Origin of the sequence: Bradyrhizobium sp. MOS003 (assembly GCF_003020125.1) — a bacterium.
In the GTDB taxonomy this organism is placed as follows: Bacteria; Pseudomonadota; Alphaproteobacteria; order Rhizobiales; family Xanthobacteraceae; genus Bradyrhizobium.
This window is the reverse complement of sequence record NZ_PYFW01000001.1, coordinates 1525922-1552146: the sequence shown is the minus strand read 5'-3', so window position 1 is coordinate 1552146 and position 26225 is coordinate 1525922. Positions and strand designations below refer to the sequence as shown.

The following is a 26225-nucleotide window of genomic DNA, read 5'->3' as shown; positions in this document are numbered from 1 at the left end:
TCGGGAGCGACCTCGTGGGCCTGTTGTCACGCATGTTTCCGGCGGCGCTGGTTGCCGCCGGATTGTCTGGCTTCGCCAATGCGGAGACGTTGACGGCTGCGCCCGGCCAGCCGCTGCAGGCGGTGCTGGACAGCGCGCGGGCCGGCGACGTCGTCAAACTTGCCCCGGGTGAATATCACGGCTCGATCCAGATCGATCGTCCTTTGGAGCTGGTCGGGACCGAGGGCGCGGTGCTGGACGGCGACGGCTCTGGCAACGTCGTCACCGTCAGCGCGCCCGACGTCACCGTCCGCGGCGTGACCATTCGCGGGTCCGGGCGCGATCTGCAGGCGATGAACTCCGGGATCTTCCTGCAGAAGACGGCCGAACGCGCGAAGATCGAGGACAACCGCCTGATGGGAAACCTGTTCGGCGTCTATGTGCATGGCGCCCGCGGCTCCCGCGTCGTCCGCAACGAAATCGACGGACTGCGCGGGGGACGTCTCAGCGAGGCAGGCAACGGCGTTTCGCTGTGGAATGCGCCCGACGTCACCATCGCAAACAACACGTTCCGCTACGGCCGCGACGGCATCTTCTCGATCTCCAGCAGCAAGGACCGCTTCCTCGACAATCGCTTCGAGCAGGTTCGCTTCGCGGTCCACTACATGTACACCAACGACAGCGAAGTCAGCGGCAACGTTTCGATCGGCAACCATGTCGGTTACGCCATCATGTATTCGAACCGCCTCGTGATCCGCGGCAATTCCTCCGATCGCGATCGCGACTATGGCATGCTCTTCAACTACGCGAACTATGCCCAGATCAACGATAACCGGGTCACGGGCGGCCCGCTGAGCCCGATCATACAGAGGACGGAGGACAGTCCAGACGACGAGCGAGGCATGCTTCCGCAGCCGAAACGGGCGAACGCCCTCAAGAGCGGCCCCGAGAAATGCGTGTTCATCTACAACACCAATCACAACAAATTCCGCAACAACTGGTTCGAGCGCTGCGCCATCGGCGTGCACTTCACGGCCGGCTCCGAAGGCAACGAGATCACGGGCAACGCCTTCGTCGGCAATGCCAACCAGGTGAAATATGTCGGCACCCGGCACCTCGACTGGTCGATCGGGGGGCGCGGCAACTACTGGAGCGATAATCCGGCATTCGACCTGAACGGCGACGGAATCGCCGACACCGCGTATCGGCCGAACGACCTCATCGATCGCGTGCTGTGGACCGCGCCCGCTGCGAAGGTCCTGATCAACAGCCCCGCCGTCCAGGTCATCCGCTGGGCGCAGGCGCAATTTCCGGCGCTGCTGTCGGGCGGCGTGGTCGACAGCCATCCACTGGTGTCGCCGCCGCAGAACGCTGCGGCGAAGGAAGCGCGATGACCAGCACGGTACGTATCAGCGGCGTCACCAAGTCGTATGGCCAGATCAAGGCCGTACGCGACGCCTCGTTCACGCTCGATCGAGGCGAACTGGTCGCCTTGATCGGCCACAACGGCGCCGGCAAGACCACGCTCATGAAGCTCATGCTCGGGTTGATCCGGCCGACCAGCGGCGCCATCGAGGTTCTCGGAGACAATCCCGCCGCCGGCGAATTCGCAGGCCGGCGACAGCTCGGCTACCTGCCCGAAAACGTCTCCTTCGACCCCGCTTTGACCGGCCGCGAGACCCAGGCTTTCTACGCCAGACTGAAGCGAGAGCCGGTTGCCAGAGGCCTAGAACTGCTCGACGCCGTCGGGCTGGGCGCCGCCGGCCGCCGCCGGGTCAGCACCTATTCGAAGGGCATGCGTCAGCGGTTGGGGCTCGCGCAGGCGCTGCTTGGTCAGCCGCGTGTGCTGCTGCTGGACGAGCCGACCACTGGTCTCGATCCGGAGCTGCGCCAGACCTTCTACGACATCATCGCGCGGCTCGCCGCTGCGGGCGCGACCGTGCTGCTGTCGTCGCATGCGCTGACCGAGCTCGAGGAGCGCACCGGCCGGGTCATCATCATGAACCGCGGCATCAAGGTCGCGGACGGATCGATCGACGAGCTGCGTCGTCTCGCCCGGCTGTCCACGAGGATTCGTCTCAAGGTCGCGGGCCTCGCGCCGAGCGAGATGCCGCCCTGGGCTCCTCAAGACGCGACCTGCCGCCGTCTGAACGGCCACATCGTCGAGATCGACGCCGCACCGGAGCGCAAGATCGAGCTGCTGCATCGTGCGACGGCGGCCGGCAATGCCGTCGAAGACGTCGACGTGGTCCCGCCGACCCTCGACGAGCTGTATGCTCATTTCCTCCGGCAATCGGAACAGGCGCCATGAACGTCCTCATCATCGCCGCCAAGGAAATCCACCAGGCCATCCGCAATCGCTGGGTGCTTGCCGCAACGCTCCTGCTCGCCGGGCTCGCCCTGTCACTGTCCTTTCTCGGCAGCGCACCAATCGGGAACGTCGGCGTCCGCACGCTGGATGTGGTCGTCGTCAGCCTGTCGAGCCTGACCATCTTTCTCGTTCCCCTCATCGCGCTGCTGATTTCGCACGACGCCATCGTCGGCGAGATGGAACGGGGGACGATGCTGTTGCTGCTGAGCTATCCGGTCGCGCGATGGCAGGTGCTGCTCGGTAAGTTCCTGGGACACCTCGCCGTCCTCGCCTTTGCGACCTGTCTCGGCTACGGCGCGGCGGTCGGAGCGCTGGCGGCGACGGGTAGCCAGATTGACGGCGACAGTCTTCTCGCCTTCGCGGCAATGGTGGGCTCCTCGGTGCTGCTGGGCGCCGTTTTCGTCGCGATCGGCTATCTGGTCAGCGCGCTCGTGCGTGACCGCGGAACGGCAGCCGGCATCTGCATCGGATTGTGGCTGCTGCTGGTGCTGATCTACGACATGGCGCTGCTGGGCGTGCTTGCACTCGATCAGGGACGTAGCATCTCGGCGGCTGGGCTCAACGCCATGCTGCTGTCGAATCCGACCGACGCCTACCGGCTGATCAATCTGACCGGGTTTGCCAATGTCAGCACCTTCGCCGGCATGGCGGGCCTCGCTCAAAGCACATCCCTGACGATACCGGTGCTTCTGGCCGCCCTGCTGTGCTGGACGCTGCTCCCGCTGGGGCTGGCCGCGCTCGCCTTCTCGCGGAGGGAGCTATGAGGCGCCGAACGATACTTCTCGCTTTGCTCGTGCCGGTCGCGCTTGCGGGCTGCAACGACAAGCAGACTGCCAAGATCCCGCCGCCGCATCGGATGACGGCGGAGGACATCGGCCATTACTGCGGCATGAACGTGCTCGAGCACCCGGGACCGAAGGGCCATATCTTTGCCGCGAGCCTAATGGAGCCCGTGTGGTTCTCGTCGGTGCGGGACACCATCGCCTTCACCATGCTGCCCGACGAGCCCAAGGACATTTTGGCGATCTACGTGTCCGACATGGGCAAGACCCCCGACTGGGACAAGCCGGGCGCCGACAATTGGATCGAGGCGCGCAAGGCGCTGTTCGTGATCGAGAGCCAGGCCAAGAGCGGCATGGGCGGCGACGAGGCCGTTCCGTTCTCCGACCGGGCGGCGGCGGAGAAGTTCGCCGGTGAAAACGGCGGCAGGATCGTCGGCTTCAACGAGGTGCCGCGGGACTATGTCCTAGCCTCGGCGAACACTACAGGCGCAGTTGCGGCCGACGAGACGGCGGAAGGCCCGCCGGGCGAACGACCGAGGAGGACGCCATGACGCCAACCCTGACGCGCCGACGCTTCATCCGGATCAGCGCGGCGGCAGCGGGCTTCGGCCTGCTGTCTTCAGGTCATCCCACTCGTGCAGAGGTCGCGCCGGTGATCTGGCGCGGCACGATGCTGGGCGCGGTTGCGACGTTGGAGATTCACGACGAGGATCGCAGCCGGGCGGAGCGGCTGATCGCGCTCGCCTGCACCGAGGCGCGGCGGCTCGAGCGGCAGTTCAGTCTCTACATGAAGGAATCCGCTCTCGCCGAACTGAACCGGACCGGCATCCTCGTCGGCCCCGCCCCCGAAATGGTCGAACTGCTGACCGCGTCGCAGCGCTACGCGGCGCTGACCGAAGGCGCGTTCGATCCGACAGTGCAGCCCTTGTGGGAGCTCTATGCGGACCACTTTGCACGAGAAGGAGCGGATCCCGCCGGTCCGTCATCGACGGCGATCCAGGCCGCGCTCCGGCGCGTCGGCCACCGCCGACTGTCGGTCAGCCGCGACCGGATTGCGATGTCTCACGGAACGGCCGTGACCCTGAACGGGATCGCGCAGGGTTACGTGACCGACAAGATCGTCGAGCTGCTGCAGGCCCAGGGCATCTCGCACAGCCTGGTGGACATGGGCGAGATCCGAGCGATAGGGGCGCGGCCGGACGGCAGCGCATGGGAAGTGGGCGTCGCCGATCCGAAGGTCGCGGGCCGCAGCGCCACGATCGTTCCGATGATCGACCGGGCGGTGTCGACCTCGGGGAGCTACGGGTTCCGGTTCGATGCTGAAGGGCGCTTCAACCACCTGTTCGATCCGGCGACGGGAGGCAGCGCCCATCGTTATCAAAGCGTGACGACCGTCGCTCGAAGCGCCACTGCAGCCGATGCGCTCTCGACCGCGTTCAGCCTGATGCCGGAGGAGCGAATCCGTTCGCTGCTGCCATACGTCGATGTCGAACGCGTCCATCTCATCGATGCGGCGGGCAAGTCATCCGAAATCACGCTTGATCGATCGAATTCAAACCCAAGGAAAAGGAGAACTTGATGAACCGGACAGCACTTGTGGCCCTGTTTCTCGCAGCGGGTCTCGGCCAAGCCGGCGCCCAGGACGCCGCCGCGGGCGAGAAGGCCTTCGCCGTCTGCAAGGCCTGTCACCAGGTCGGCGACACCGCCAAGAACGTCGTCGGCCCGGTGCTCAACGGGCTGATCGGAAGGAAAGCGGGATCCGTCGAGGGCTACAACTATTCCGAAGCCAACAAGAAGTCGGGCATCACCTGGGACGAGGCGACGTTCTCAGAATACATCAAGGATCCCAAGGCCAAGATCCCGGGCACCAAAATGGCGTTCGCCGGCATCAAGGACGAGCAGAAGATCAAGGACCTGATCGCCTACCTGCACACGTTCGACAAGGCGCCCGTCAAGCTGACGCAGTGAGCACTTTGAGCCCCCAACAAAGGATACGGCACATGAGCGAAAATTGGCTACCGTCGTTGAAGACCGACACACCCCAGGCCGGCTTCGAACTGGCCGTAAAGCTCTCACGAATGGCGGTGAAGATCACGCAGCCATCGGACGAAGTCCGTACGCGTCTGCGGGCGGCTTATGAGCAGGACTCGGAGCAACTGATCGCAACATCCCACGTGGTGGCCGTCCACTTCCAGACGGTTGCCGCCGCCAACAACTGGTGGCGCTGATGAGACGCGGCCATCCCGCCTGCTCGGGACCCGCGCGCACCGCACACCGGAACGCCTGCTCGCGTTCGCGGTTCACCCAGTCCCGGCACGAACAGGTGCAGCGATGAGAGGTCTCAGTCCCGGTCAAATCGTCCTGCTGGTGGCCCTGGGCGCCGTATTGATCCTCACAGGCGTCTGGGCCGTGTCGGTGTGGAGTGCGAGCAGCGGCGTCGAGATGGGCAAGCACGGGTGGATCGCGTTGGGGCTAGGCACCTTCTTCTCGCTTCTCGTCGGGTGCGGGCTCATGGCCCTGATGTTCTTCAGTAGCCGCTCAGGTCATGACGACGCCGCCGATCCGTTCCGGCACCGGGAGCGCCGCGACCCGTAGTAGCCGTTGCCGCCGGGGACCGCTCATGTCTCGGGGCCCACCGGCGCCTTCAGCGGACTATTTGCCCACTTGAGAGCGGCCGGGTCGTGCAGCGGATCGTCTTCGCAGCGCGAACAGACGTAGTGATCGCGACCGCCCGCGTCGGCCGCAAGCTGCATAGGCCTCCCGCACGAAGGGCACGCCTTCCGGGTCCCCTGAAGCACAGACATTTGTCTTTCCCCTGCCCTTCCAGCTTAGTTGCACCCCAGCGTCCAGCACAAGCCTTCGCGCAAGGCCGTCCTGCGAAATGGACGTAACGGCTGCCGCACAGCCGCTTGACGGCACGTTGACAGCGTACCGAAATCCAGTGGTGTTGCGGGGTGGCGTCATGGAATTTCTACAGCGGCTTCGCGCAGCGCGCGCGATCTGGCGGAGAAGGCGGATCCGTTCAGCAGACATCCGTTGCTCGGCCTGGCGAAGCGGTAGGATACCAAAGGCAGGCCCGGATCGAGGCCTGGGCGGGCCGTGGGGACCGCGCCCGCATCAGCAGACGGCGCTCTTCTCGAATCCGGCGAAACATACCGGTAATTAGGGTAGATACAACGCCGCCGGGCGGGACCGGATCGCTCCAGGTGCCTCGGCTTGAACAGGGCCGCCTGAAGCGGTCGGGAGCCGGACTGTCGCCCCCCACGTCAAACGGTGAGAATTAGGGCATGTACTCGTATCGTCAGCTTCCGAGGGTTAAGCGGAAGTCGTCCCGCTCGGTCAGCGTCGCTGCTTATGGACCCACAGACATAGCGCCTCTAATGAGATGAGAGCCTCACGTACTTGCTCTTGAAAAGCTCGCGGCTATTCTGACCGAATGTTAAGCGTTTTGGGCAGCCGGAAAGATGCGCAAGGCAGTGGAGACTGGGTTGGCAACTCGCGGCGAACACCTACCGAGTGGACTTATTCAGTCAGCTTATGGGGCGAACGACGCCCAAGGAGCCTTCTGTCAGCGATGCTGACCTTGCACGAAGTCATAAGCCAAAGCTTCACGCAGGTGAGCGATGCACGGTTCCGAGAGATGGTCGAGATATCAACCGACGCCGCCCTCGCAGCTTACGACAGGGCAGTATCTGCCGGCGTTAGGTTTTCGCGATCCCGGCGCTGTACTGATTGTCCGGGAAAGCATCCCTGGCATCGCTCGGGAGCGTCGGACCGAACACGATGCTTGCCGGCACGTCGGCCGTCGGGGGTGAGACCGGGCCTTGCAAAGGCGCGGCCAACTTGACGCCAATGCCCCGTAGTTGACGTGCAGACCATGGTCGCTGCAATTCCGTTCCCAATGCAGACCGGACACCGCGCGCGCTGCCAAACCGACCGCTCTAACCCAGCCGTCATTCGTCGCCGTGCGCATCAGGAGTGGCCCGATCCGTTAACGCTTGCGCACCAGCAAAGTCCAAACAGGCGACGATCCGTCCCAGCCGCGAAGGCGCCCCGCCAGCCGCACCTTCAGCCCGGCCTCCGTGATCCGCTTGATAACGAGATGCAGCGCGATCACGTCGCCCTCTGCCAGCTCCACACAGCCCCGTTTCCGCGACCACACCGCTCCCGGGAAGCGAAACAAGTTCGCCTTCAGCCATCGGCCGCCGCGCTCCGACAGTGGTTGTAAGTCGACCTGAGCGCCGGCCCGAGGCCGCAGCCTGACATCTGCCCGCAGCCAATTCGGAATCCAACCCATCCGAATGACTAGCAGTTACTTTTCACGATTGTCTAGGCTTCGTCTGTCTGAATGGATTCGCCGCATGAGCCGCCGCGATGTCCGCTTTCGCTGGCAAACCGGAAGCCAGCTTACCTCACTTCCACCGACGCTTTTGACCCGGAGCGGAAGTGGAAACGAGCATCTGCGACAGAATGCCCCGCGAAGAGCGGCGATCTTGATTAAGGTCAAAGGAAAGAGCCCGCCAAACGTACATTTTACCACCGCGTGAGTGGGTTGCGGGTTCGCTTCGGCCGGGTTGGGTGGAGCTTGATGTCTTCAAATAAGGGCGTTGTTTTCGTCGTCGATGACGACCCCGGTATGCTACGAAGTATAGGTCGAATACTGCGACAGTTCGGCTACGGCAGCCTGCTCTTTCCGACTGCGAGTGCTTTCGAAAATCACGCCGATTTCGACGAGGTAATTTGCGTTCTGCTCGACATAAACTTGGGTGATGGGTCAGGGATCGAAGTGAGACGGCGTCTCAAAGTGGCCGGGAATAATGTACCGGTCATCTACATGACTGGAAACGACAGCCCACTCATTCGCGAGACTGCACTTCAATCTGGGTGCCTTGCCTACCTGGTAAAGCCGTTCTCGGCCAAGTCGCTGATAGAGCCGATTGAGCGAAGGTCGAGTACCCAAACCGGATATCCGCCCTAGCCCGACCGCCGATAGCGCTTTTTCTTGTCAATCATCTTATTGAGCCCTTATCGTTCCAACACTCGGGTTAAGTGCCCGGACTAGGATGGCAATGCGTTTCTGGCCGACTGCCTTATCATGGCGAAATTGTCGCGCGCGGAGCTTCATCGCTGTGCTGGCCATCGCTTTGTTGCAGGTGACGGTGCGCCAAAGTCAGGCGGCCGATCCAGCAGCCAAACGCGTTCTGATGTTGCATTCGTTCGGACCACAATTCAAGCCTTGGAGCGATTATGCTCGCACGATTCGAGCCGAAACCATTCGTCAGGTAAAATCGTCGATTGATTTCACAGACTTCTCGCTCACCAGCGCAAGATCGGACAACGCAGAGCCCGAAATCCCGTTGGTTCAGTATCTCCGGGCGCTCTATCTCAGGGAGCCACTCGACCTGATAATCGCGGTGGGAGCGCCCGCCGCAAGCTTTATCCAGAGGCATCGCAGCGAGTTGTTTCAAACGACCCCAATGATCTTCACGGCTGTTGACAGGCGCCGCGTCGATTTTAGTCAACTTTCGGAAAACGACACGGTCGTAGCCGTCGATCACGATTTTGCTGCCATTCTCAAGACTATCCTGCAAGTGCTGCCGGATACCAAAGCGTTAGCAATCGTGAACGGAGTATCTCCCAACGAAGTATTCTGGCACGCGGAAATACAGCGGCAACTAGCTCCCTTTGCGAACAGGATCGTCTTGAAATGGTACGATGAGTTGCCTTTTGCCGACATTCTCAAGGACGCAGCGAAACTGCCGCCACATAGCGCGATTCTCTGGCATTTGATGAATGTGGATGCAGCAGGTGTCTCTCATGAAGAAAACGAGTCGTTGAATGCGTTGGCTTCCGTAGCCTCTGCCCCCATCTTCTCTTACGACGGCTCCTTTTTTGAAGGCGCCCTCGTTGGGGGGCCGATGTTTTCCGTGTTGGAGAGCAGTGCAATCACGGCCAGTGTCGCGAACCGAATCCTTTCGGGGGAAAGGGCGGGGGCCATCAAGACCCGTCCGATTGAATTCGCGGCTGCAAAGTTCGATTGGCGGCAAATGCAGCGCTGGGGAATTAGCGAGAACAATTTGCCTGCTGGAAGTACCGTTTACTTCCGAGAACCGACGGTGTGGGAACGGTATGCATGGCAGATCGCATCTGTCGTCGCGATTCTTGTGATACAGGCCGGATTTATTATTATCCTGCTACACGAACATCGTCGGCGTCAACTTGTCGAGGTGCAGTATAGGCAGCGCACGGCGGAACTTGTCCATGTCAACCGCATCGCCACGGCTGGCGAACTGACCGCCTCAATTGCTCATGAAATCAACCAGCCGCTCGGCGCTATTCTGACCAATGCCGAAACCGCTCAGGTGATCCTGAAATCTCCGAGCCCCGACATGGCGGAACTGAACGAGATCGTCGGCGATATCCTGCGCGATGACCGCCGCGCCAGCGAAGTCATCCGGAGGATGAAGAGCCTGCTGAAAAAAGCACCCTTTGAACTGAAGAGCCTCGACTTCAATGATCTCGTTGGTGAGACTGTCGAACTCGTTCTTGGCGTTGGACGAAAGGTCGAACTGGTTAGTGTGATCACGCCGGAAGCGCTTCCGATCCTCGGCGACCGCATTCAACTCCAACAAGTCATTCTTAACCTTGTCACGAACGGGATCGACGCGATGAAGGAGATACCTACCGAAAACCGCATCATAAGCATCCGGACTGCGCGCGTCGAAAAATTTGCCGAGTTGTCCGTGTCGGATCGCGGGCCGGGCATTCCCGAAGACAAACTGAAAGAAGTCTTCGACCCGTTCTACAGCAGCAAAGCCGATGGCATGGGCATGGGGCTGTCCATCGCGCGCACGATTATCGAGGCCCACAATGGGCAGATAAGGGCAGAAAATCGGGATCATGGCGGTGCGTCGTTCCGGATCAGGCTTCCTATTGTCCAATAGTTCGTGAACCATCTCGCGACCCGTACGACCGTACTTCTGCTGACGGCCCAACGCGGAAGTCCTGCGACATTCCGATTTCGCGCCGCTATCAGGGGCATAGCGGACATCAAACGGCGTCCCCGGTTTATTGAGTCCACGCCCTAAATTGGCCACTGGCAGCGGACAGAAAATCGCCCGCAGCGATCATTCTATTGATGGTCATCACCAACCGGGTCGGCAGCACCGGTCGGAACAAAGACGCCCGATACTACGAGGCGCGGAGATGTCCGCACTGCAATAGTAAAATTCCCCTGGGAGGCATCTGTCCTAAGGGTGGGATGCCGCGCTGCGGCAGGACCGTCGGGCCTACCGTTCGACGAATCGATCCGCTGCGGACAGCGAGCCGCCGGTCTCGTCACGCGCGATGAACACGACATCGCGCTGCGCCGCTTGCGCCGCCGTCAAGGTCAGTCGCAGCTGCTCCGAGGAATCCGGCGCGACTTCGATCGGAGAGAGGCTCTCGTTGCCGACGATGGACAGCTTCGCGTCGATCCCGCCGACGGACAGCGTGTACCGATGGGCACTCGCCGACTTGTTGAGCAGCTTCACCGTGTAAGCATTGCGCAGGGAGCCGTCCGACAGGCGGACAGCGACGGGGTCGCGATCGTGCTGGACCGAGAGCGTCGCGGTGGTCTTCGTTGCGAACGCAAGGCCGATCGTGCCCGCCAGCGCAATGCATGCCGCGGTCAAACCGATCGTCTTCGGCCGCAGCAGGCGGTTGCGAGGAGCCTCCTTGTTGCGCCCCCGCTCGATGTTGGTCCAGCTTTCGTAGTCGATCAGGCCGCGCGGGCGCCCGAGCTTCGTCATCACGCCGTCGCACGCATCGACGCAGAGACCGCAGTTGATGCAGGCGAAGTTCGGGCCTTCCCTTATGTCGATCCCGATCGGGCAGACAGCCACGCACTGGCCGCAATCCACGCAATCGCCTGCCGGCTCCCCGCGAAGGCGCAGCTCGGCCGCCTTCTTCGCCGAAGTCCGCTGCTCGCCCCGGTAATCGCGGTAATTAACGGTATAGGCTTCGGGATCCCAGATCGCACCCTGCAGGCGAGGCCATGGGCACATGAACGTGCAGACCTGCTCGCGCGCGAACCCCGCAAGTCCGTACGTCGTGCCCGCGAACACCGCGATCCAGGTGAGGGCGTTGGCCGACACGTCGCCCACGATCAGACCGCTGAGCAGATCCGGCGCGTCCGTGAAATAGAAGATCAGCGTGCCGCCCGTCGCGAGCGAGATCAGAAGCCAGGTCACGTGCTTGGCCACCAACTGAAAAGCCCGCTTCGCCGTGAGAGGCGCTCCGATGTTCTTGAGGCGCTGGCGCCTGTCGCCCTCGATCAAGCGCTCGACGAGCAGGAACAGATCGGTCCAGACAGTCTGGGGACATGCGAAGCCGCACCAGAGGCGCCCCGCGAGCGCATTCGCAAGGATCAGGATGGTCGACGCGAGCACCAGAAGGCCGGTGACGAGATAAAGATCCTGCGGCCAGATCTCGATGAAGAACGCGTAGAGACGCCCGTTCGCAAAATCGAGCAACACCGCCTGCTCGGGCGCGTTCGGTCCACGATTCCAGCGGAGGAACGGCGTGACGTAATAAATCGAGAGCGTCAGCAGCAGGATGACCCATTTGAGCCTCCGGATCGGCCCCTTGACGGCCTGCGGCACGACCGGCAGTCCGGCTATCGCAGCGGCCCTTGCCCTGGTCTTCGCGTGATCGATCTCGATGGTGATCGCCATGGCGCGCCGTCAGTTCACAGCCGCAAAGCCGAGCGAAGCCCGGATCGACGACGCGATGAGGTCGGGGGTCCAGGCCGGCTCGAAGATCATCGCCACGTCGGCGGAAACGACCCCTGGGACGGCGGATGCCGCCGCCTGCGCCCCTTCCCTCAGGAAGGAGGTCGCTGGACATCCCGGCGTCGTGGCCGTCATCTTGATGCGGACGGCACCGCCCGAGGCCGCGATATCGTAGATGAAACCGAGGTCGACGATGTTCTCACCAAGCTCCGGATCGATCACGACGCGTAGCGCCTCGCGGACACGTTCGACCAGATGGTCCGTCACGACGGCGCCCTCACCGTGAGTTCGTAGGTTGCCCCGTCGGATGCGAATCCGCCAAGCCAGCGGAAGCCGCGCCTTTCGAGCTGTGGAAACAAGAACACCGGCTCACGCCGCAGAAGAGCCGAGAGGGTCTCCCCTGGCTCAAGCTTGTCGGCGGCAGCGAGGATCCGGACCATCGGCTCCGGTGGCTCCAGGTCGCGATTGTCAAGTTTGACGCGGGGCTCGGGCCACGCGCCGAAGTTGAAGCCGTTCGACAGAGCCGCAACTTGCGCCGGCTTCGCTGCCGCAGGCGTGAAGAGTACCTCCCATTCGCCGCCTTCCATTGCGTTCGCCGAATGAGCGAAGCCCTTGTCGGCCATCACGGCGAACAGCGGCACCGGCTTGAACGGCGCGTAAAGGCGTACGCCCTGCCCTTGTTCCAGACGCTCGAGCGCGGCCATGATGGCCGAGAACGGCTCGCCCCCGGCGCGCAGGATCGGACGAACATCGACGTCCAGGTAAGCGGTCATTGCGATCTCCTCAGGTTTTGGCGAACAACAGATGCGGCGCGACGGAGCCCGCCGGCAGGCGCAGCGGCGGCGCCACGTCTTCCAGCCGCCGGATTCGAATGATTTCGTGGATGATGCCAATGACGCCAACTGTCATCGCGGCCGCGGCTATCCGGAACGCGCTCGGTTCCCCCGCCAGAAGGGCGAGCGTTCCTGCCCAGACGGCGAGATAGTAGATGGCAAACCACTTCGTCGCCCTCTGCTCTGCGGCCAGATCCTGAACGCGAGGCGTCGCCGCGCGTCCCATCACCGGGCCGTAGGTCTCGAGCCAGGTGAGAAAGGCGACGATCTTGTAGAGTTTGGCGAGCACCAGGCCGGAGAGCCAGCCGAACACCGTCAGGAAGGCGAACGCGCCCAAATGTAGCGGCAGCGTCCCCATTGAAACGAGCGCGACCCCCAGCACGGCCGTCCCCGCCAGGCTCGCGAACGACAGCATTGCCATCCGCATGTTCAGCTCGAGGTGATGTCGCTTGCGGCTCCTGAAGACACCGGCAACGTCGCGCCCGTAGAGCGCGGCGCACGTCAGGCCGAGAAGTGCGGCGACAGAAAACACGGCATTCAGTCCCATCCCGAGCCCGATCGCGAAGGCTCCGCCACCAACGGCGGCCGCGACCGCGAGCCCGCCGGCCGCGAGCGTCTGGCGACTTTGGCGGTCCTCCACATCAGGCGCCAACATGAACATGGAGAGCAGTCGATAGCTGACGCCCATGGCCGTCAACGTAAGCCAACCGCCGAGCCCGGCGGTCGCGTGCAGCGGGATGCCGCGCGCCAGGACGGCATCCCCGACCGGCCCCGCCCATCCGGCCAGCGCGAACGCGAACACCGCGCCGAACGTGACGGTCGTGCAAAGAGACGCTAGGCCGACTAGGACAAAACGTGCCGGACCGGTCGGCCGCAGCCAGGCGGTCAGGCCGAGATCGACGATCACGAGGCCGAAGCCGGCGACTAGCAGCACGGCCCCGAGCGGCAGAAGCCACGGGGCGGAAGGCAGGCGGCCACCCAGAGCCATGAACCCGGCGAGCAGCGCGATAAGCCCCGCGGTCAACAAGCCCAATGCCGGCAAGGCCAGTCTTTCGGAGAAGAGGGGCTTGGCGAGGAGGACGGGAACGAACTGAAAAAGCGCTCCGCACATCGCGGTGCTCAACCAACCGACGCAGATCACATGCACCAGAACCAGCGTGTCCGGCGCCGCGACGTCCGTCGCAGGATGACCGATGCCGGCGGCCATCAGCGCGAGCGCGGCAAGCAACCAGGTCAACGCCGCGGCGAAGTAGGTCATGGTCCACCGGGAGATGTTGCCGCCGATCATGATCGTCTCTTCATCCGCTCGGTCGGGCGCGCGACGCGCGCCTCAAGAGCCCCGCGCGTCCGGTGTGAGCGATTTCCGGACCTGCTGGCGGTAAGCTAATTGAAGCCCCGCGCAGATCTTTGCGATGTCGCAAAGACCGGACAAGTTCCGCAGCGCAATATGCACATGTCGAAATATCGGAGTACGATGGATGAGGATTTTCGAAAGACTTCGGAGGCGCGTCCGAGTTCCCGTGCACGAGATTGATCTTGACGAGCTCGAGCGCAGGAGAGAGGCAAAACGAGTCGAATCCTCGTTCTATTCGGCTTCGCACGAGCGCAACGAAGCAGAAGACCCATGGAGGTCAATTCACGACGTAGCCTGATGCTGCACAGTTGCCCTTGCTTCGGACAGCAGGGGAGCTTTTTCTCTTCTCTCCCTCGGCGAACTTCTGGTGCCATCTGCGAGACCTGAGATGCGTCGGCCGGCGCTCTCCGCTCGAACTCAGCACGCGCTTGCAGGCAGACCCAGAGGCACTTTCCGCTTCTCTCAAGCAGCGTCGAGACCGCCGTGCGCGTTGATCTGCGAGGCGGCGGCATGGCGAAGCCGGCCCTCTTCCTCGCTGCCGCACCTCGGGCATCGGAAGCTGACCTCGCGATGCGCGATGATGTTCCTCTGAGATCCGACCGCCATCGGCCAGGCACCGCATTTTGGACATTTCACCAGAAGATCATTCGTTTCTAGCATCGCAGCGGCTCCTCACCTGGCCTCTAGGGCGAGCAACGACGACTTGGCGCAGCGGTTCCTCCAATGAGGCAGGCCAGGATCGGCCTCCAGCCCGCCGGCGCCGCAAAGGTTCGGCGTCCGAACTTCGATGCAGCGCGGCATGCCGCCATTCGCGTGGCGACGTGGCAAGGTAGGATGATGCGGTGCATACTGCGCACCCACATCACTCCGCTTATCCCGGACAAATGAAAAAATTCATCTGCGAGCAGAACATCGCGAACTTCGGGAGGCTGCTGGCCGAGGCGCGATCCATCCCTGCAGCGCACCCTCCAGGGGCTGCTGGCTTCCAACAGGCGCGAGCTCGCGCTGCTGGAGGCCGAAACGGATGGCGCCCAGCCGCCCCCGTTCGGGCAACGAAGCCGACCTCCCGCCGACGCGGCCGAACGCCGCGAGCAGTTCTTGTCGGACTTCGCCCGCTCGCCGCACGCCTACATGCTGCTCGATCCAGGACCAGGCCTGCAGATCGTCGACATCAACTCCGCCTACGCCCAGGCCACGTTGACCGACCCTGAAACCGTCGTGGGGGCGAGCCCTCTTCGAGGTATTTCCCGAGAATCCGGACGAACCCCTTGCCGATGGGGTCAGCAACCTCTTCGCCTCGCTCCGGACGGTGGTTCAGACGGGCCGTGCCCATGCAATGGCGGTGCAGCGCTACGACATCCGTGATCTGGACGGAGCATTCCTGGAACGCCACTGGCGCCCCATCAACTCGCCCATTCGCGACGAGGACGGACGATTGGCTTTCCTGCTGCACCAGGTCGAGGACGTGACCGATCAAGTCACGTCCTGAGCACCGGTCAACGGTGCACCGTCTTGAGGTCGCCAAGTGTCCTTCCCGTCGTGCTGTTGACGAGGTGGAACGAAGCGCAGGCCGGGCAAGAAACCGAGACATAGGTGTTTTCCGGCTTCCCGGACTCGACCGCCTCCTCGTCCAGGCGAAGCTGGACATTCATTCCCGTGCGCGGACACTTGAACAATATCTGGCGCTGCATGTCTCGACCGTGCGCCTTCTCGCCCGTCTGCGAAATTGCGGATGACTACCTACGGGCCTTTCCGGAATTCGAGACAGGTCACAGCATCGGCGGGCAGGTTCAGGGTTCGACCTACACCCGCCGCTCCGAGGCGGATGGACAGCGCTCAAGAACAAGATTCGGAGGCACGCCGACGCTGCGGCGAGCGGTCGTTTCCTGAAGAGAGACCCGCCTTCGGAACTCACCTTAGCCGAACCAGTTGTACCGAGTGGAACCGGGAGTGTCGGCATGTCGGTACGACTTCAGATCGCGGCGTTGGTCTTCATGAGCGTCCAGGCAGTGATGTTCGGCGCGGGAATGCTTGTGATTCTCCTTACGCCGATCCAGTCGAACGCAATGGCGGCCATTCCGACGATGATCGCCGTGAGCGTCGTCGCGTCGGCTGCGATCGCATGGTTGATAGCACCCAGGCTTCGCCAGCGTTATTGGCGCGCGAGAGGCGCTCCTGGTGACGCGATTTCCGGCTAACCGTTGGCCCAGCCGAGCGCCTGCCGCCAATTTATCCTTCCTGCTCCGAAAGGAGCCAGCGTATAGAGCCGGCAATGCCGTCGCCAATGAGGTCGCCATGCCGCGCTTCATCGTCAGCTTCATGAAGGAGGTCCTCGGCGACAACGGCCAGATGGGCGAGGTCTGCCAAACTACGATCGAGCTGGATGCCCGGAACGACAGGGAAGCCGAGCAGCAAGCGAAGGAACGGTTCTGCCAGATGCACGCCACGCACGACTGGTCCCTGCATGCCGATCGCCTGAAGATCGATCCCGCCGACTTCCCGTCGTAGTCCGGAATGCCGCCACCATGAAGCAGCCCAGGAGCCTTGGCATGTCGAACGCATTCAAATCCGTCGCGGTCGTATGCTGGCTGGTCGGCATCGTCACCTCCTCTTCGGCGGCAGACGCCGTCAACGGCAAGGATATCGCGAAGCGCTGGTGCGCAAGCTGCCACCTGGTCGAGCGCGGTCAGACCAGCACCACCGACCAGGCGCCGCCGTTCGCATCGATCGGGAAGGCGCCCGATTTCGACCAGAACAAGCTCGCCTTCCTGCTCCTCATGCCGCACCCGAACATGCCGAGTCTGTCGCTGAACCGGGCGGAAATCGCGGATTTGGCCGAATACATCCGGTCGTTGAAATGAAGAGCCAGCTCGAAGCCATCCAGGACGTATGGAGCCGCACAGAAGCACTCTCCTCATTCGAAACGCCAATCCGTGAGTTCGGCCGTCCAGACCGGATGCCAGTTTCCGTCGAAATGCCAGCCGACCTCTCCGTGAAAAGGTATCCATCGGCCATTGCGGAGGCGGTAGTCCGCGAAGCTGCCGCGCCAAGGCCGGTCAACGAAACGACGGGTCTCCATGCGCGGTCTGTCCTTCGCGGAGACTGATCCGATGCGCCCTGCCTTATCCAGTTGGATCTCGACCGAGATGCGCCCGTGAGCTGACGGATGAGAGACGCGAAAGCCGTCTTCGCGGACCTGCCACTCGAGCGACCGGTTACACAGGATCGCGTCGGGCGCCCACGCAAGCTCAGCCAAGTATCGCATGATCTGCCCCTTGCGGAGAGCAGTCTCGTCTGCCGGCGCGCCGCTTAGACGGAAGCCAAGAACCGAAGTTCCGATGCGGCACCCTCGGAGGAGAGCCGGTCCACCACCGTCAAGCAAGACAGCGGGCCAAATCTGGCTTCCCAATCGAAAGCCGTCGCCGAAGTCTCGATTTCATCAAGGGCACGGAAGCGCATCCAGCGGCTCGAGGGGCCGCTGCTCATACGCCCGAGTTGCGAAAGGTGCACCACGCGGCAGTCCCCGTCGGCGCCCAGCTTGCGCGCGAGCTCCGCCACCTCGGTTGGAAGCGACCCCGTCACGGGCGGCGGCATCGCGCCGCGGGCCAGTGCCTTGGCGGGCGACGTGGCATGGTTTAGGTGAGTGTCAGGACTTTCGTCAGACATGTGCACTCTTGTGGCGGCGCAAGCCGAGCTGGGTTCATGACCTCGCCTCCGGTGCAAGGATTCGAGGAGAGTAAGCGCGATGTGCGATGTCGATGCATACCGAGGTCGGCACATTCGAGCTTGAGATGCGTCAAGGCCAACAACGCCGCGGCGGCGTAGTGTTGATTCCGTACCGAGCGGCATCGTCTCGCGTCGGTGCTGTTACGGTTGCGGAGCTCGGACTCCTAGGCACTCCGGGCTTCGCGCCTCAATTTACGACCGCTATATGGGGCCGGCTCGGAGAGCGGCTCCGCCGAAAATGATCGGCGTTGCGGGTCGAAGGACACATCTTGCACTGACAAACCCGGCTTGGCGGCCATTGCCGCCGGGCCGGTTACGTCTTGCCATCCAAGCGTCGCTTCCCGCCGCGCCGCCTCAGTTCCGGCATCCGGAACAAATCTCGCCGTCCGACGTTGAGCCTCCTCATTTACGCAGCATTGGGGTGCCGCGTGCGGATGCGAATTGCGATGGCAGGGGTGGGGCTGGCGATCTCGGTCCACACTTTTCCCGTTCTAGCTCAGACACCTGGTCAGCCGCCCGATACCATGGAGGCGCGCATCGAAGCGTGCTCCCCTTGCCATGGCAAACAGGGCGAAGGCACCGGCGACGTCTATTTTCCCCGCTTAGCGGGCAAGCCCGCCGGCTATCTTTACAATCAGCTTCTCGCGTTCAAGAACGGCCGGCGGAAGTATCCGCCGATGAACTATCTGCTCGAATATCTCGGCGATCCCTACCTGCAGGACATGGCCGAATACTTCGCCGAGCAGCGTCCGCCGCTTCCGGCGCCAGCAGCGAGCGACGCCAGCAAGGAGGTCCTGCTGCACGGCCAGGCATTGGTCTCGCGTGGCGACCCGGCGCGGCAAATTCCGGCTTGCGGCAGTTGTCACGGGCCAGGCCTCACGGGCATGGAGCCCGGCATTCCCGGTCTCCTGGGGCTGCGTCCCAACTACGTCAGCGCGCAACTGGGCGCTTGGCGGTACGGCACGCGGACGGCGAAAGCTCCGGATTGCATGCAGCAGGTCGCGGCACGGCTGACGGAGGCGGACGTTACCGCGGTGGCGGCCTACCTCGCGAGCCGGCCCGCTCCGATCGTCATCGCTCCCGCTCCGAAGGGCGCCTACGTTCTGCCCTTCGCGTGCGGAAGCGAACCGGATTGAGGAGGCGGCGATGCTCTCACGCGCACGAATCCTTGGTCTTCTGTTCTGGTTCCTAGCGAGCCCGGCTTACGCGCAGCAGCAGAACTCCCCCAGCGACATCGTCAAGCGCGGCGAGTATCTCGCGCGCGCAGGCGACTGCATTGCCTGCCACACGGCTCCGGAGGGGCGCATCTTCGCCGGAGGGCGCCCGATGCCGACGCCGTTCGGCACGCTCTACTCGTCCAACATCACGCCCGACCGCGACACTGGCATCGGCAAGTGGACCACCGAGGATTTCTACAAGGCCATGCACACGGGCCGCTTTCCGGACGGCGGCCTGATGTACCCGGCGATGCCGTTCGCCTCCTACACGAAGGTGACTCAGGCCGACAGCGCCGCGATCTTCGCGTATCTGAAGTCGATCCCGCCCGTGAATCAGAAGAACCGGGAGCACGACCTCCGCTTTCCCTACTCCAACCGCCAACTGATCCTCGGCTGGCGCACGCTGTTCTTCAGCGAGGGCGAGTACAAGCCGGATCCTTCAAAGTCCGCCGAATGGAATCGCGGCGCCTATCTCGTCGAAGGGCTCGGCCATTGCGGCATGTGCCACTCCCCGATCAACGCGCTCGGCGGCACATCCCAATCTGATGCCTTCAAGGGGGGCCTCATTCCCATGCAAAACTGGTACGCGCCTTCGCTCACGTCGAACCGGGAGGCTGGCCTCGGCGATTGGAGCATCAAGGACATCACCGACCTCCTGAAGACCGGGGTGTCGGCCCGCGGTGTCGTGTACGGCCCGATGGCCGAAGTCGTGCACAACAGCCTGCAATATCTGACCGACGAAGACACCAAGGCTATGGCGATCTATCTGAAGAGCATCGCCGAGCCGACGTCGCGCACGCCGGCGACCTCGCCGGTCCTGCCGACGAGCGAGAGCAGTCTTCTGATCAGCCTCGGCAAGACCGTCTACGACGCGCGCTGCGCGAGCTGTCACGGCGCTCAAGGCGAGGGCAAGCCGCCGCATTGGCCTCCGCTCGCGAACAACCAGTCGATCGAGATGGAGTCCGCCGTCAACGCGATCCGGATGGTGCTGAACGGCGGCTACCCGCCCGGGACCGAGGGCAATCCGCGCCCCTACGGGATGCCGCCGTTCGCAGGCCTGCTCTCCGACAACGAGGTCGCCGCCGTTGTCTCCTACATCCGTACCGCATGGGGCAATCGCGGCGCGCCGGTCAGCGCCCGCGACGCGAACGAACTGCGCTCCGCGCCCCTGAACTGAGGCCCAGATGATCAACACGGATCTCCCCGAGCAGACCGAGTCGACCGCGGATGACCGCGTCGGTCGCATCGTGGCCGCCGGACCGGGCGGAGCACTGACGGTGGCCGGCATAGCTACCGCGCTGGTGGTAGGAATGTGGTTCGCGTTCTACCTCTTCGTCTTTCTCCCTCGCGGGGCCCTGCAATGACCGTCCATGACGGCCATCACGGCGCCGAGGTCGCCGCGCGTACGGAGCGCCGCTGGGCGACCGTCTCGGTGATCATCATCGTGGTGCTTGCTGTACTGGCGGCCTTCGCCGGCATCCACCAGGTCACCATGCCGCAGCCGCGCGTCGAGACCATCGATCCGACGCGGCTGCACCTCTCGGGCGAGTTCGTCGAATCCAATCTCGGCAGCATGCTGGAGCCGAACGGCGCCGTGACGGTCCGTGCCATCGGCCAGCAGTATTCCTTTACGCCGGCCTGCATCCTGGTGCCGGCCCAGACGCCGATCACGCTACGCGCCACAAGCGCCGACGTGGTTCACGGGATTCTCGTCCAGGGCACCAACGTCAACACCATGCTGGTGCCAGGCTACGTCTCCGAGCAATTGATGCGCTTCGAGAAACCCGGCGACCATCTGATGCCGTGCCAGGAATTCTGCAGCTTCGGCCACGAAGGCATGTGGGGCAAGGTGAAGGTGATCGAAAAAGCGGAGTTCGCGTCGCGCGCGAAGAACGGCGGGAGGCTCAGCTGTGTTGGTGAATAGGAAGCTCGTCCTCGCGCATTTCTGGCTGGCGTTTGCGGTGTTCGGGTTCGCGCTCTTCCTCGGCGCCTGGCAGATGTTCGTGCGCAGCCCGCTCTACACCTGGATCAGCAATCCGGAATGGTACTATCGCTCGCTGACCGCCCATGGGACCGTTATGGGCTACGTCTTTCCGACGCTGGTCGCGATGGGCTTCGGCTACGCCATCTCGGAATCCGCACTCAAGCAGCCCCTCGTCGGCGTGCGCTGGGCCTGGACGGGTTTCTGGCTGATCGTGGCGGGTAGCGTCATGGCGATGGTGCCAGTCGCGCTAGGCCGCGCGTCCGTGCTCTACACTTTCTACCCGCCCCTGATCGGCAGCGCGTTTTACTACATCGGTGTCGTGCTGGTCGTGGTCGGCTCCTGGATCTGGGTCGCACTGATGTCCATCAACCTGCGGGTATGGCGGCGCGAACACCCCGGAGAGCCCGTTCCGCTCGCGATGTTCGCCAACGTCGCCGGCTCGTACCTCTGGGCCTGGACCGCCGTCGGAGCCGCACTCGAACTCCTGCTGCAGATCATACCGGTCGCGCTCGGCTGGAGGACCACGATCGACGCAGGTCTCGCACGCGTGTTTTTCTCCTGGACCCTGCACGCCATCGTCTATTTCTGGCTGATGCCGACCTACATCGCCTACTACACCATCGTGCCCCGCGCGATCGGCGGCCGGCTCTACAGCGACACGATGGGGCGGATCGCATTCATCCTGTTCCTGGTCGTCGCGATGCCGATCGGCATCCACCACACCTTCGCCGACCCGCAGGTCGGCGCCGGCTTCAAATTCATCCACTCCGCCTTCACCGCGCTCGTCGCGCTCCCGACCCTGCTCACCGTGTTCACCATCTGCGCTTCGGTCGAGATCGCCGCCCGCCTGCGCGGCGGCCGAGGCCCGTTCGGCTGGATCGCGGCGCTCCCGTGGGACAATCCAATCATGCTGGCGGTCGCCTTCTCGTTCGTCCTGCTCGGCTTCGGCGGCGCCGGCGGGCTCATCAACATGAGCTATCAGCTCGACACCACGATCCACAACACGCAATGGATCACCGGACACTTCCACCTGATCTTCGGCGGCGCGATCGTGATCATGTACTTCGCCATCGCCTACGATCTGTGGCCCCATCTGACCGGTCGGGCCCTGCCGACCCTCAGCCTTGTGCGCGCCCAGCTTTGGCTGTGGTTCGTCGGCATGATCGTCACGACCTTCCCATGGCATTGGGTCGGCATCCTCGGCATGCCGCGCCGCATGGCCTACTACGACTATTCCGACCCAGCCATCTCGCCGCAGGCGTTCTCGGTCACGCTATCGGCGATCGGCGCTTTCGTCCTCCTGATCTCGGGCCTGCTCTTCCTCTACATTCTCGCGACCGCGCATCGCCAGCCGGCGACGGATGCCGGCGCATACCGCTTCAGCGTGCCAGTTCATCCGGTCCGCACCGTACCGCTGGCGCTGAACAGCTACGCGATCTGGGTGGCGCTGATGATCGGACTGACGATCACGAACTATGCGTACCCCATCCTGACCCTGGCCGCCCGATCCGACACCTCGGTGCCGGCGGTCTACGTGGGAGCGCAATGATGAGCGCCCGCGAACTGTTCACGTTCCGCAATCCATACTTTTCCGCCGGTGTGGGGCTCGCCGCGGGCCTCTTCTTCCTTACCGCGCTCGGCGGCTTCATCGTGCTGCCCTATGCTCAGACGGAGCTCAAATTCGCCGGGCTGTGGGACGCGATCTGCAGCGCGGCGGGCCTGCCGCAGCGCTCCGCCTCCGTTCCGACGGCCAAGGTGGGACCGCGCCTATCCGAGGCGGTCCTGACGCCGACGATGTTGGCGAGGCCCGGCCAGGAATCGATCGGCCGCGGCGCGACCCTCGCGCAGCGCTGCGCCATCTGCCACGGCCCTACCGGGATCAGCCGCGCGGACTCGCCTAACCTGGCCGGCCAGTACGCGAGCGTGATCTACAAGGAACTGCTCGACTTCCGCTCGGGCGCCCGCCGCAACGCCGTGATGTCGCCGTTCGCCGTCGACCTGAAGGACCAGGACATGGCCGATCTCGCGGCGTACTACGCATATCTGCCGCGACTGCCGGCCTACCACCCGACCCCGCAGCTGCCGCGACCGCGCATCGTGATCTACGGGGCCCCGGTCCGCGGCATCGCGCCCTGCGGCTCCTGCCATGGTAGCCTCGACAACAAGACCGGGAGCCCATGGCTCGAAGGGCAGTCCGAGGCTTATCTGAAGGCGCAGCTTCAGGCCTTCGCGTCCGGCCAACGCACTAATGACATCAGTCAGCAGATGCGCAACATCGCCCGCGCGATGACGCCCCAAGAGATCGACGAGGCGGCGGCCTACTACGCCTCGCAGCCAGCCGAGATCGTGAAGACGACGGACTGACTTGCCCCCGCACACGACGCCGCAGATACTACACGTGATTTTAACCGCAACGCGGCGTACGAGCACCGGCCGGTTCGCGATAGATTCGCCCGCATCTCGTGAGGTTTTATACAGCTTGCGAGACGCAGATCGAGAGTCAAAATCGAGTCGCTCTAATAAATCGGTCTCTAGTGGACACGCCACTAAACTTACCTTCAAACGCCGAAGGTCAGAGACAATGCATTCTTCCTTCGCCCGCTGAGGCGAGGGATGGAGATGATATCTGCTCCGTGAGGCCGTCGCTGGCACCTAGCAAGCGCGAAATTTCGGCGGCCGAAACCGGCCGACTGAACAGGAATCCTTGAAATTCATGACAGTTGAAATCTTTTAGAATGGCGTCTTGTTCGGCGGTCTCCACGCCCTCGGCAACTACAGTCAGACCAAGTGCCTGTCCGAGCGTGATGATAGCTGCGGAAATAGCGCGGTCTTGAGGGCTTTCACCAATCCCTCCAACGAAGCAACGGTCGATCTTTATGGTGTCAATCGGGAAGCTTTTCACTAACGAGAGAGACGAATAGCCCGTGCCGAAGTCGTCGATTGCCAGACGAACACCGCGATGATTGATGGCCTGCATGACCGCAGTCGCATGCGTGACGTTCTGCATCACCATGCTCTCGGTCACCTCGAGCTGCAGGAGCTCGGGAGCTAAGCCCGTGTCACGTAGGACTCCGTCGAGAAATCCGAGCAAATCATGATCGGTGAACTGCTTCGGCGACAGATTGACGGCCATCGAGATTGCCGGCAATCCCAGTGATTGCCACATGGTGCTCTGCCGGCAGGCTGTCTCCAGTACCCACCTGCCTATCGGAATGATTAGACCGGTTTCCTCGGCCATTGGAATGAAGGCTGCGGGAGCGATCACTCCTTTCTGGGGATGCTTCCAACGTAGAAGCGCCTCCACACCGACAATGCGACCCGCGTTATCTACCTTCGGCTGATAATGGAGAAACAGCTCCTCTTTTTCGAGCGCACGGCGCAGGTCGGCTTCGAGAACCAGGTGCCTCAGCGAATGCGACTGCAGCTCCGCCGAAAAGAAACGATATGCATTCTTTCCACCTGCCTTGGCCGCATACATTGCGGTGTCCGCCTGCTTGACGAGTTCCTCGGGATCCGAGGTATCATCTGGGAAAATCGCGATCCCGATGCTACAGCTGATGCGGCACTCGTGTCCGCACAGGAGGAAGGGTGACTCGAGCGCTTCCAGAAGCCGGTGGGCGATCGCAGTCGCCTGATCTTTGCCGGTCAGCTGGTCAACCAAAACCACGAACTCGTCGCCACCCAACCTGGCCAGCACGTCCTCCGCCCGAATATGCGCGCGCATCCGCTTGGATGCTTCGATAAGCAATTGATCGCCGGCAGTATGACCGAGCGAGTCGTTGATCATTTTGAAGCGGTCAAGGTCTATGAAGAGAACGGCAAGCCGGCGGCCCGGTGCGCTGCTCGCGCGCTGATGCGCATCAGAGAGCATTGTCGTGAACGTCGAGCGATTCGGGATGCTCGTCAAAGCATCGTGGGTTGCCAGGAAGCGGATGCGCTCCTCGGCCATTCTCTTTGCATCCGTCCGGTCAAAATTCTGGATCGCGAAGGACACGTTTTCGGCCAGCCTGGCCAGTAGCTCGACGATCTCGGAGGTGAAGATGCCTTCGTTGCTGGCCAGGAAGAGCAGGACTCCGATGGCTACGCCGTCGCTGAACAGAGGAAAACTTGCACCAGCGCGTGTCCCTCCTCTTTCCGCAAGCTGGTGCCAATGGCTTGTCCCGGCATCACGCAAGAATTCATTCTTGATGCAGGGCATTTTTGAACGGAACGAGGTGCCGGTTAGTCCCTTACCCTGAGGGTGGTCTGCCAAGACCGAAAACGCTGTGCTGCGAACCCGATCGGCATTCTGTCCTTTAGTGGAGACGATCTTCAAGAAATGATCGTCGGGCTGAGCCAAGGCAATTGTCGTCGAAGTAAAATGCCCGCCCAGAACCGCTGCCTCGCAAACAAGTTCGTAGAGCTCTTCGCGCGACCCGGCGCGCATCATGGCTTCGTTTGTCTTGCAAAGCGCGATGTACATGCGGTGCAACGCAGCTTCTTTGTTCTCTGCCTCGCGCTGCGCGCGCTCGGCTTCCTTTTGCCGTTCGGCCCCCTCAAAACGTTCGAGAGCGAATGCGACATTCTCGACGACCCGTTCGAGAAGCGCACTCATTTCGCCAGTGATAGACCCGGCTGCTGCGAAGCAGAACAGAAAGACGCCCATGCTTTGCTCGCGCTGAACAATCGGGACGGCCAGCGTTGAACCGACGCCGCAGGCTATCGAATGCTCTCGCCACGGCTTCAACGTGTCGTCATGAACCACGTCATTGCTGAGAGCGGCGAGCCCAGAGCGATATGCCCGTCCCGCAAGTCCGTGGCCGTGGACCGAAGTCTCGTCAACTGAAATGCTGATTTGCGGAATGAACCCCGTCTCGCTCGTTGCAGCAACAACGTTGAGCGATCCCGCATCATTTGGGATAAGGGCGGCCGTGATCCGAATGTGGCCGCCGTGGACCGCGGCATCACAGACTTTTTGGTAAAGTTCGGAGCTGTTCGCCGAACGTAGAATGGCTTCGTTCGTGGCGTTGAGTGCCGCGAACATGAGTTCGTGGTTCATGGTTTCCCCCACAAACATCCTAATGAGCTTGGGGAAACAACAAGTTAGAATCGATGCTTTAGAACAAGTTAACAGGTGACCGCTCATCGGATCACCTGATTCCCCTGGACGCCCACGCGAAGCGCAAGTCTCCCTCTCGCATGACGCTCAGCTGGATCAGTCCGACATTC

At 62.8% G+C, this 26225-nt stretch carries 29 protein-coding genes; 20 read left to right on the top strand and 9 right to left on the bottom strand.

All coding sequences use genetic code 11. The features are described from left to right. Nucleotides 1–32: 32 nt before the first annotated feature. The 8 genes from C7G42_RS07500 to C7G42_RS07465 all read left to right on the top strand — a co-directional run bounded on the left by C7G42_RS07500 (nt 33) and on the right by C7G42_RS07465 (nt 5727). The gene (locus C7G42_RS07500) at nt 33–1373 is read left to right on the top strand and encodes a right-handed parallel beta-helix repeat-containing protein (protein WP_199580804.1); all 1341 of its coding nucleotides are present in this window, start codon (nt 33–35) and stop codon (nt 1371–1373) included. After that, nucleotides 1370–2290: an ABC transporter ATP-binding protein gene (locus tag C7G42_RS07495; protein ID WP_106948316.1), complete on the top strand. Its 921-nt coding sequence runs from the start codon at nt 1370–1372 to the stop codon at nt 2288–2290. Before C7G42_RS07500 ends, C7G42_RS07495 begins: the two co-directional genes overlap by 4 nt. Next, a complete protein-coding gene (locus tag C7G42_RS07490; RefSeq protein WP_106948315.1) occupies nt 2287–3114 on the top strand; it encodes an ABC transporter permease in 828 nt (275 codons plus the stop codon). Before C7G42_RS07495 ends, C7G42_RS07490 begins: the two co-directional genes overlap by 4 nt. Continuing rightward, the gene (locus tag C7G42_RS07485) at nt 3111–3683 is read left to right on the top strand and encodes a nitrous oxide reductase accessory protein NosL (RefSeq protein ID WP_106948314.1); all 573 of its coding nucleotides are present in this window, start codon (nt 3111–3113) and stop codon (nt 3681–3683) included. The genes C7G42_RS07490 and C7G42_RS07485 overlap by 4 nt, the downstream gene beginning before the upstream one ends. Continuing rightward, the gene (locus C7G42_RS07480) at nt 3680–4711 is read left to right on the top strand and encodes an FAD:protein FMN transferase (protein ID WP_106948313.1); all 1032 of its coding nucleotides are present in this window, start codon (nt 3680–3682) and stop codon (nt 4709–4711) included. Before C7G42_RS07485 ends, C7G42_RS07480 begins: the two co-directional genes overlap by 4 nt. Further along, on the top strand, nt 4711–5100 hold the full coding sequence (locus C7G42_RS07475; RefSeq protein ID WP_199580689.1) for a c-type cytochrome: 390 nt from the start codon (nt 4711–4713) through the stop codon (nt 5098–5100). Before C7G42_RS07480 ends, C7G42_RS07475 begins: the two co-directional genes overlap by 1 nt. Before the next feature lie 32 nt (nt 5101–5132). Next, complete coding sequence (locus C7G42_RS07470) at nt 5133–5360, top strand: hexameric tyrosine-coordinated heme protein (RefSeq protein WP_063994426.1); 228 nt, start codon at nt 5133–5135, stop codon at nt 5358–5360. Between the two features lie 103 nt (nt 5361–5463). After that, nucleotides 5464–5727 carry a hypothetical protein gene (locus C7G42_RS07465; protein WP_106948311.1) on the top strand — a complete coding sequence of 88 codons (264 nt, stop codon included), beginning with the start codon at nt 5464–5466 and terminating at the stop codon, nt 5725–5727. Between the two features lie 1396 nt (nt 5728–7123). On the opposite strand, the gene C7G42_RS35715 is transcribed toward C7G42_RS07465, so the two are convergent. Further along, complete coding sequence (locus tag C7G42_RS35715; protein WP_245427565.1) at nt 7124–7270, bottom strand: hypothetical protein; 147 nt, start codon at nt 7268–7270, stop codon at nt 7124–7126. 450 nt (nt 7271–7720) lie between these two features. On the opposite strand from C7G42_RS35715, the gene C7G42_RS07445 reads away from it, so the two are divergent. Together C7G42_RS07445 and C7G42_RS07440 are read left to right on the top strand one after the other, a co-directional pair. Next, entirely contained in the window at nt 7721–8110 is a 390-nt protein-coding gene (locus tag C7G42_RS07445) for a response regulator transcription factor (protein WP_106948308.1), read from the top strand. Between the two features lie 91 nt (nt 8111–8201). Beyond that, nucleotides 8202–10076: a sensor histidine kinase gene (locus C7G42_RS07440; RefSeq protein WP_106948893.1), complete on the top strand. Its 1875-nt coding sequence runs from the start codon at nt 8202–8204 to the stop codon at nt 10074–10076. A gap of 345 nt (nt 10077–10421) precedes the next feature. Here the strand turns inward: C7G42_RS07440 and ccoG are convergent, their stop codons facing one another. The 4 genes from ccoG to C7G42_RS07420 are packed head-to-tail and all read right to left on the bottom strand — an operon-like array spanning nt 10422 to nt 14024. Next, nucleotides 10422–11846: a cytochrome c oxidase accessory protein CcoG gene (ccoG, locus tag C7G42_RS07435; RefSeq protein WP_106948307.1), complete on the bottom strand. Its 1425-nt coding sequence runs from the start codon at nt 11844–11846 to the stop codon at nt 10422–10424. 9 nt (nt 11847–11855) lie between these two features. After that, nucleotides 11856–12170, bottom strand: coding sequence for a metal-sulfur cluster assembly factor (locus C7G42_RS07430; RefSeq protein ID WP_106948306.1), 315 nt, complete (start codon nt 12168–12170; stop codon nt 11856–11858). Further along, nucleotides 12167–12676 carry a DUF2249 domain-containing protein gene (locus C7G42_RS07425; RefSeq protein ID WP_106948305.1) on the bottom strand — a complete coding sequence of 170 codons (510 nt, stop codon included), beginning with the start codon at nt 12674–12676 and terminating at the stop codon, nt 12167–12169. Before C7G42_RS07425 ends, C7G42_RS07430 begins: the two co-directional genes overlap by 4 nt. Nucleotides 12677–12686: 10 nt before the next feature. Then, on the bottom strand, nt 12687–14024 hold the full coding sequence (locus C7G42_RS07420) for a hypothetical protein (protein ID WP_106948304.1): 1338 nt from the start codon (nt 14022–14024) through the stop codon (nt 12687–12689). Between the two features lie 1402 nt (nt 14025–15426). Between C7G42_RS07420 and C7G42_RS35710 the strand changes: the two genes are divergently transcribed. Further along, entirely contained in the window at nt 15427–15579 is a 153-nt protein-coding gene (locus C7G42_RS35710; protein ID WP_245427563.1) for a hypothetical protein, read from the top strand. A gap of 7 nt (nt 15580–15586) precedes the next feature. Here the strand turns inward: C7G42_RS35710 and C7G42_RS07410 are convergent, their stop codons facing one another. Continuing rightward, nucleotides 15587–15781: a hypothetical protein gene (locus C7G42_RS07410; RefSeq protein WP_106948303.1), complete on the bottom strand. Its 195-nt coding sequence runs from the start codon at nt 15779–15781 to the stop codon at nt 15587–15589. 303 nt (nt 15782–16084) lie between these two features. Between C7G42_RS07410 and C7G42_RS07405 the strand changes: the two genes are divergently transcribed. From C7G42_RS07405 to C7G42_RS07395, 3 genes are all read left to right on the top strand, one after another. Further along, nucleotides 16085–16288, top strand: a complete 204-nt coding sequence (locus tag C7G42_RS07405) for a hypothetical protein (RefSeq protein WP_245427561.1) — start codon at nt 16085–16087, stop codon at nt 16286–16288. 97 nt (nt 16289–16385) lie between these two features. Next, the gene (locus C7G42_RS07400) at nt 16386–16598 is read left to right on the top strand and encodes a hypothetical protein (protein ID WP_106948301.1); all 213 of its coding nucleotides are present in this window, start codon (nt 16386–16388) and stop codon (nt 16596–16598) included. Between the two features lie 41 nt (nt 16599–16639). Continuing rightward, nucleotides 16640–16951 (top strand): c-type cytochrome, encoded by a 312-nt coding sequence (locus tag C7G42_RS07395; RefSeq protein ID WP_106948300.1) that lies wholly within the window; start codon nt 16640–16642, stop codon nt 16949–16951. Nucleotides 16952–17004: 53 nt separating this feature from the next. Here the strand turns inward: C7G42_RS07395 and C7G42_RS34725 are convergent, their stop codons facing one another. Then, a complete protein-coding gene (locus tag C7G42_RS34725) occupies nt 17005–17472 on the bottom strand; it encodes a DUF6544 family protein (protein ID WP_349627519.1) in 468 nt (155 codons plus the stop codon). Next, nucleotides 17400–17756 carry a DUF6544 family protein gene (locus C7G42_RS07390; protein ID WP_106948299.1) on the bottom strand — a complete coding sequence of 119 codons (357 nt, stop codon included), beginning with the start codon at nt 17754–17756 and terminating at the stop codon, nt 17400–17402. Before C7G42_RS07390 ends, C7G42_RS34725 begins: the two co-directional genes overlap by 73 nt. Nucleotides 17757–18250: 494 nt before the next feature. Here C7G42_RS07390 and C7G42_RS07385 point away from each other — a divergent pair, with 494 nt between their 5' ends. From C7G42_RS07385 to C7G42_RS07360, 6 genes are read left to right on the top strand one after another with little or no spacing between them, the layout of a single operon-like run. Next, entirely contained in the window at nt 18251–18952 is a 702-nt protein-coding gene (locus C7G42_RS07385) for a c-type cytochrome (RefSeq protein WP_106948298.1), read from the top strand. A 10-nt stretch (nt 18953–18962) separates the two neighbouring features. Beyond that, nucleotides 18963–20210 carry a c-type cytochrome gene (locus tag C7G42_RS07380; RefSeq protein WP_106948297.1) on the top strand — a complete coding sequence of 416 codons (1248 nt, stop codon included), beginning with the start codon at nt 18963–18965 and terminating at the stop codon, nt 20208–20210. A 7-nt stretch (nt 20211–20217) separates the two neighbouring features. Beyond that, nucleotides 20218–20397, top strand: a complete 180-nt coding sequence (locus tag C7G42_RS07375; RefSeq protein ID WP_106948296.1) for a hypothetical protein — start codon at nt 20218–20220, stop codon at nt 20395–20397. Next, entirely contained in the window at nt 20394–20957 is a 564-nt protein-coding gene (locus tag C7G42_RS07370) for a cupredoxin domain-containing protein (protein ID WP_106948295.1), read from the top strand. The genes C7G42_RS07375 and C7G42_RS07370 overlap by 4 nt, the downstream gene beginning before the upstream one ends. After that, on the top strand, nt 20944–22566 hold the full coding sequence (locus C7G42_RS07365) for a b(o/a)3-type cytochrome-c oxidase subunit 1 (RefSeq protein WP_106948294.1): 1623 nt from the start codon (nt 20944–20946) through the stop codon (nt 22564–22566). Before C7G42_RS07370 ends, C7G42_RS07365 begins: the two co-directional genes overlap by 14 nt. Continuing rightward, nucleotides 22566–23381, top strand: a complete 816-nt coding sequence (locus C7G42_RS07360; RefSeq protein ID WP_199580688.1) for a c-type cytochrome — start codon at nt 22566–22568, stop codon at nt 23379–23381. Before C7G42_RS07365 ends, C7G42_RS07360 begins: the two co-directional genes overlap by 1 nt. 208 nt (nt 23382–23589) lie before the next feature. Here C7G42_RS07360 and C7G42_RS07355 read toward each other — a convergent pair whose 3' ends face one another. Then, a complete protein-coding gene (locus C7G42_RS07355; protein ID WP_158537573.1) occupies nt 23590–26055 on the bottom strand; it encodes a bifunctional diguanylate cyclase/phosphodiesterase in 2466 nt (821 codons plus the stop codon). Between the last annotated feature and the right edge of the window lie 170 nt (nt 26056–26225).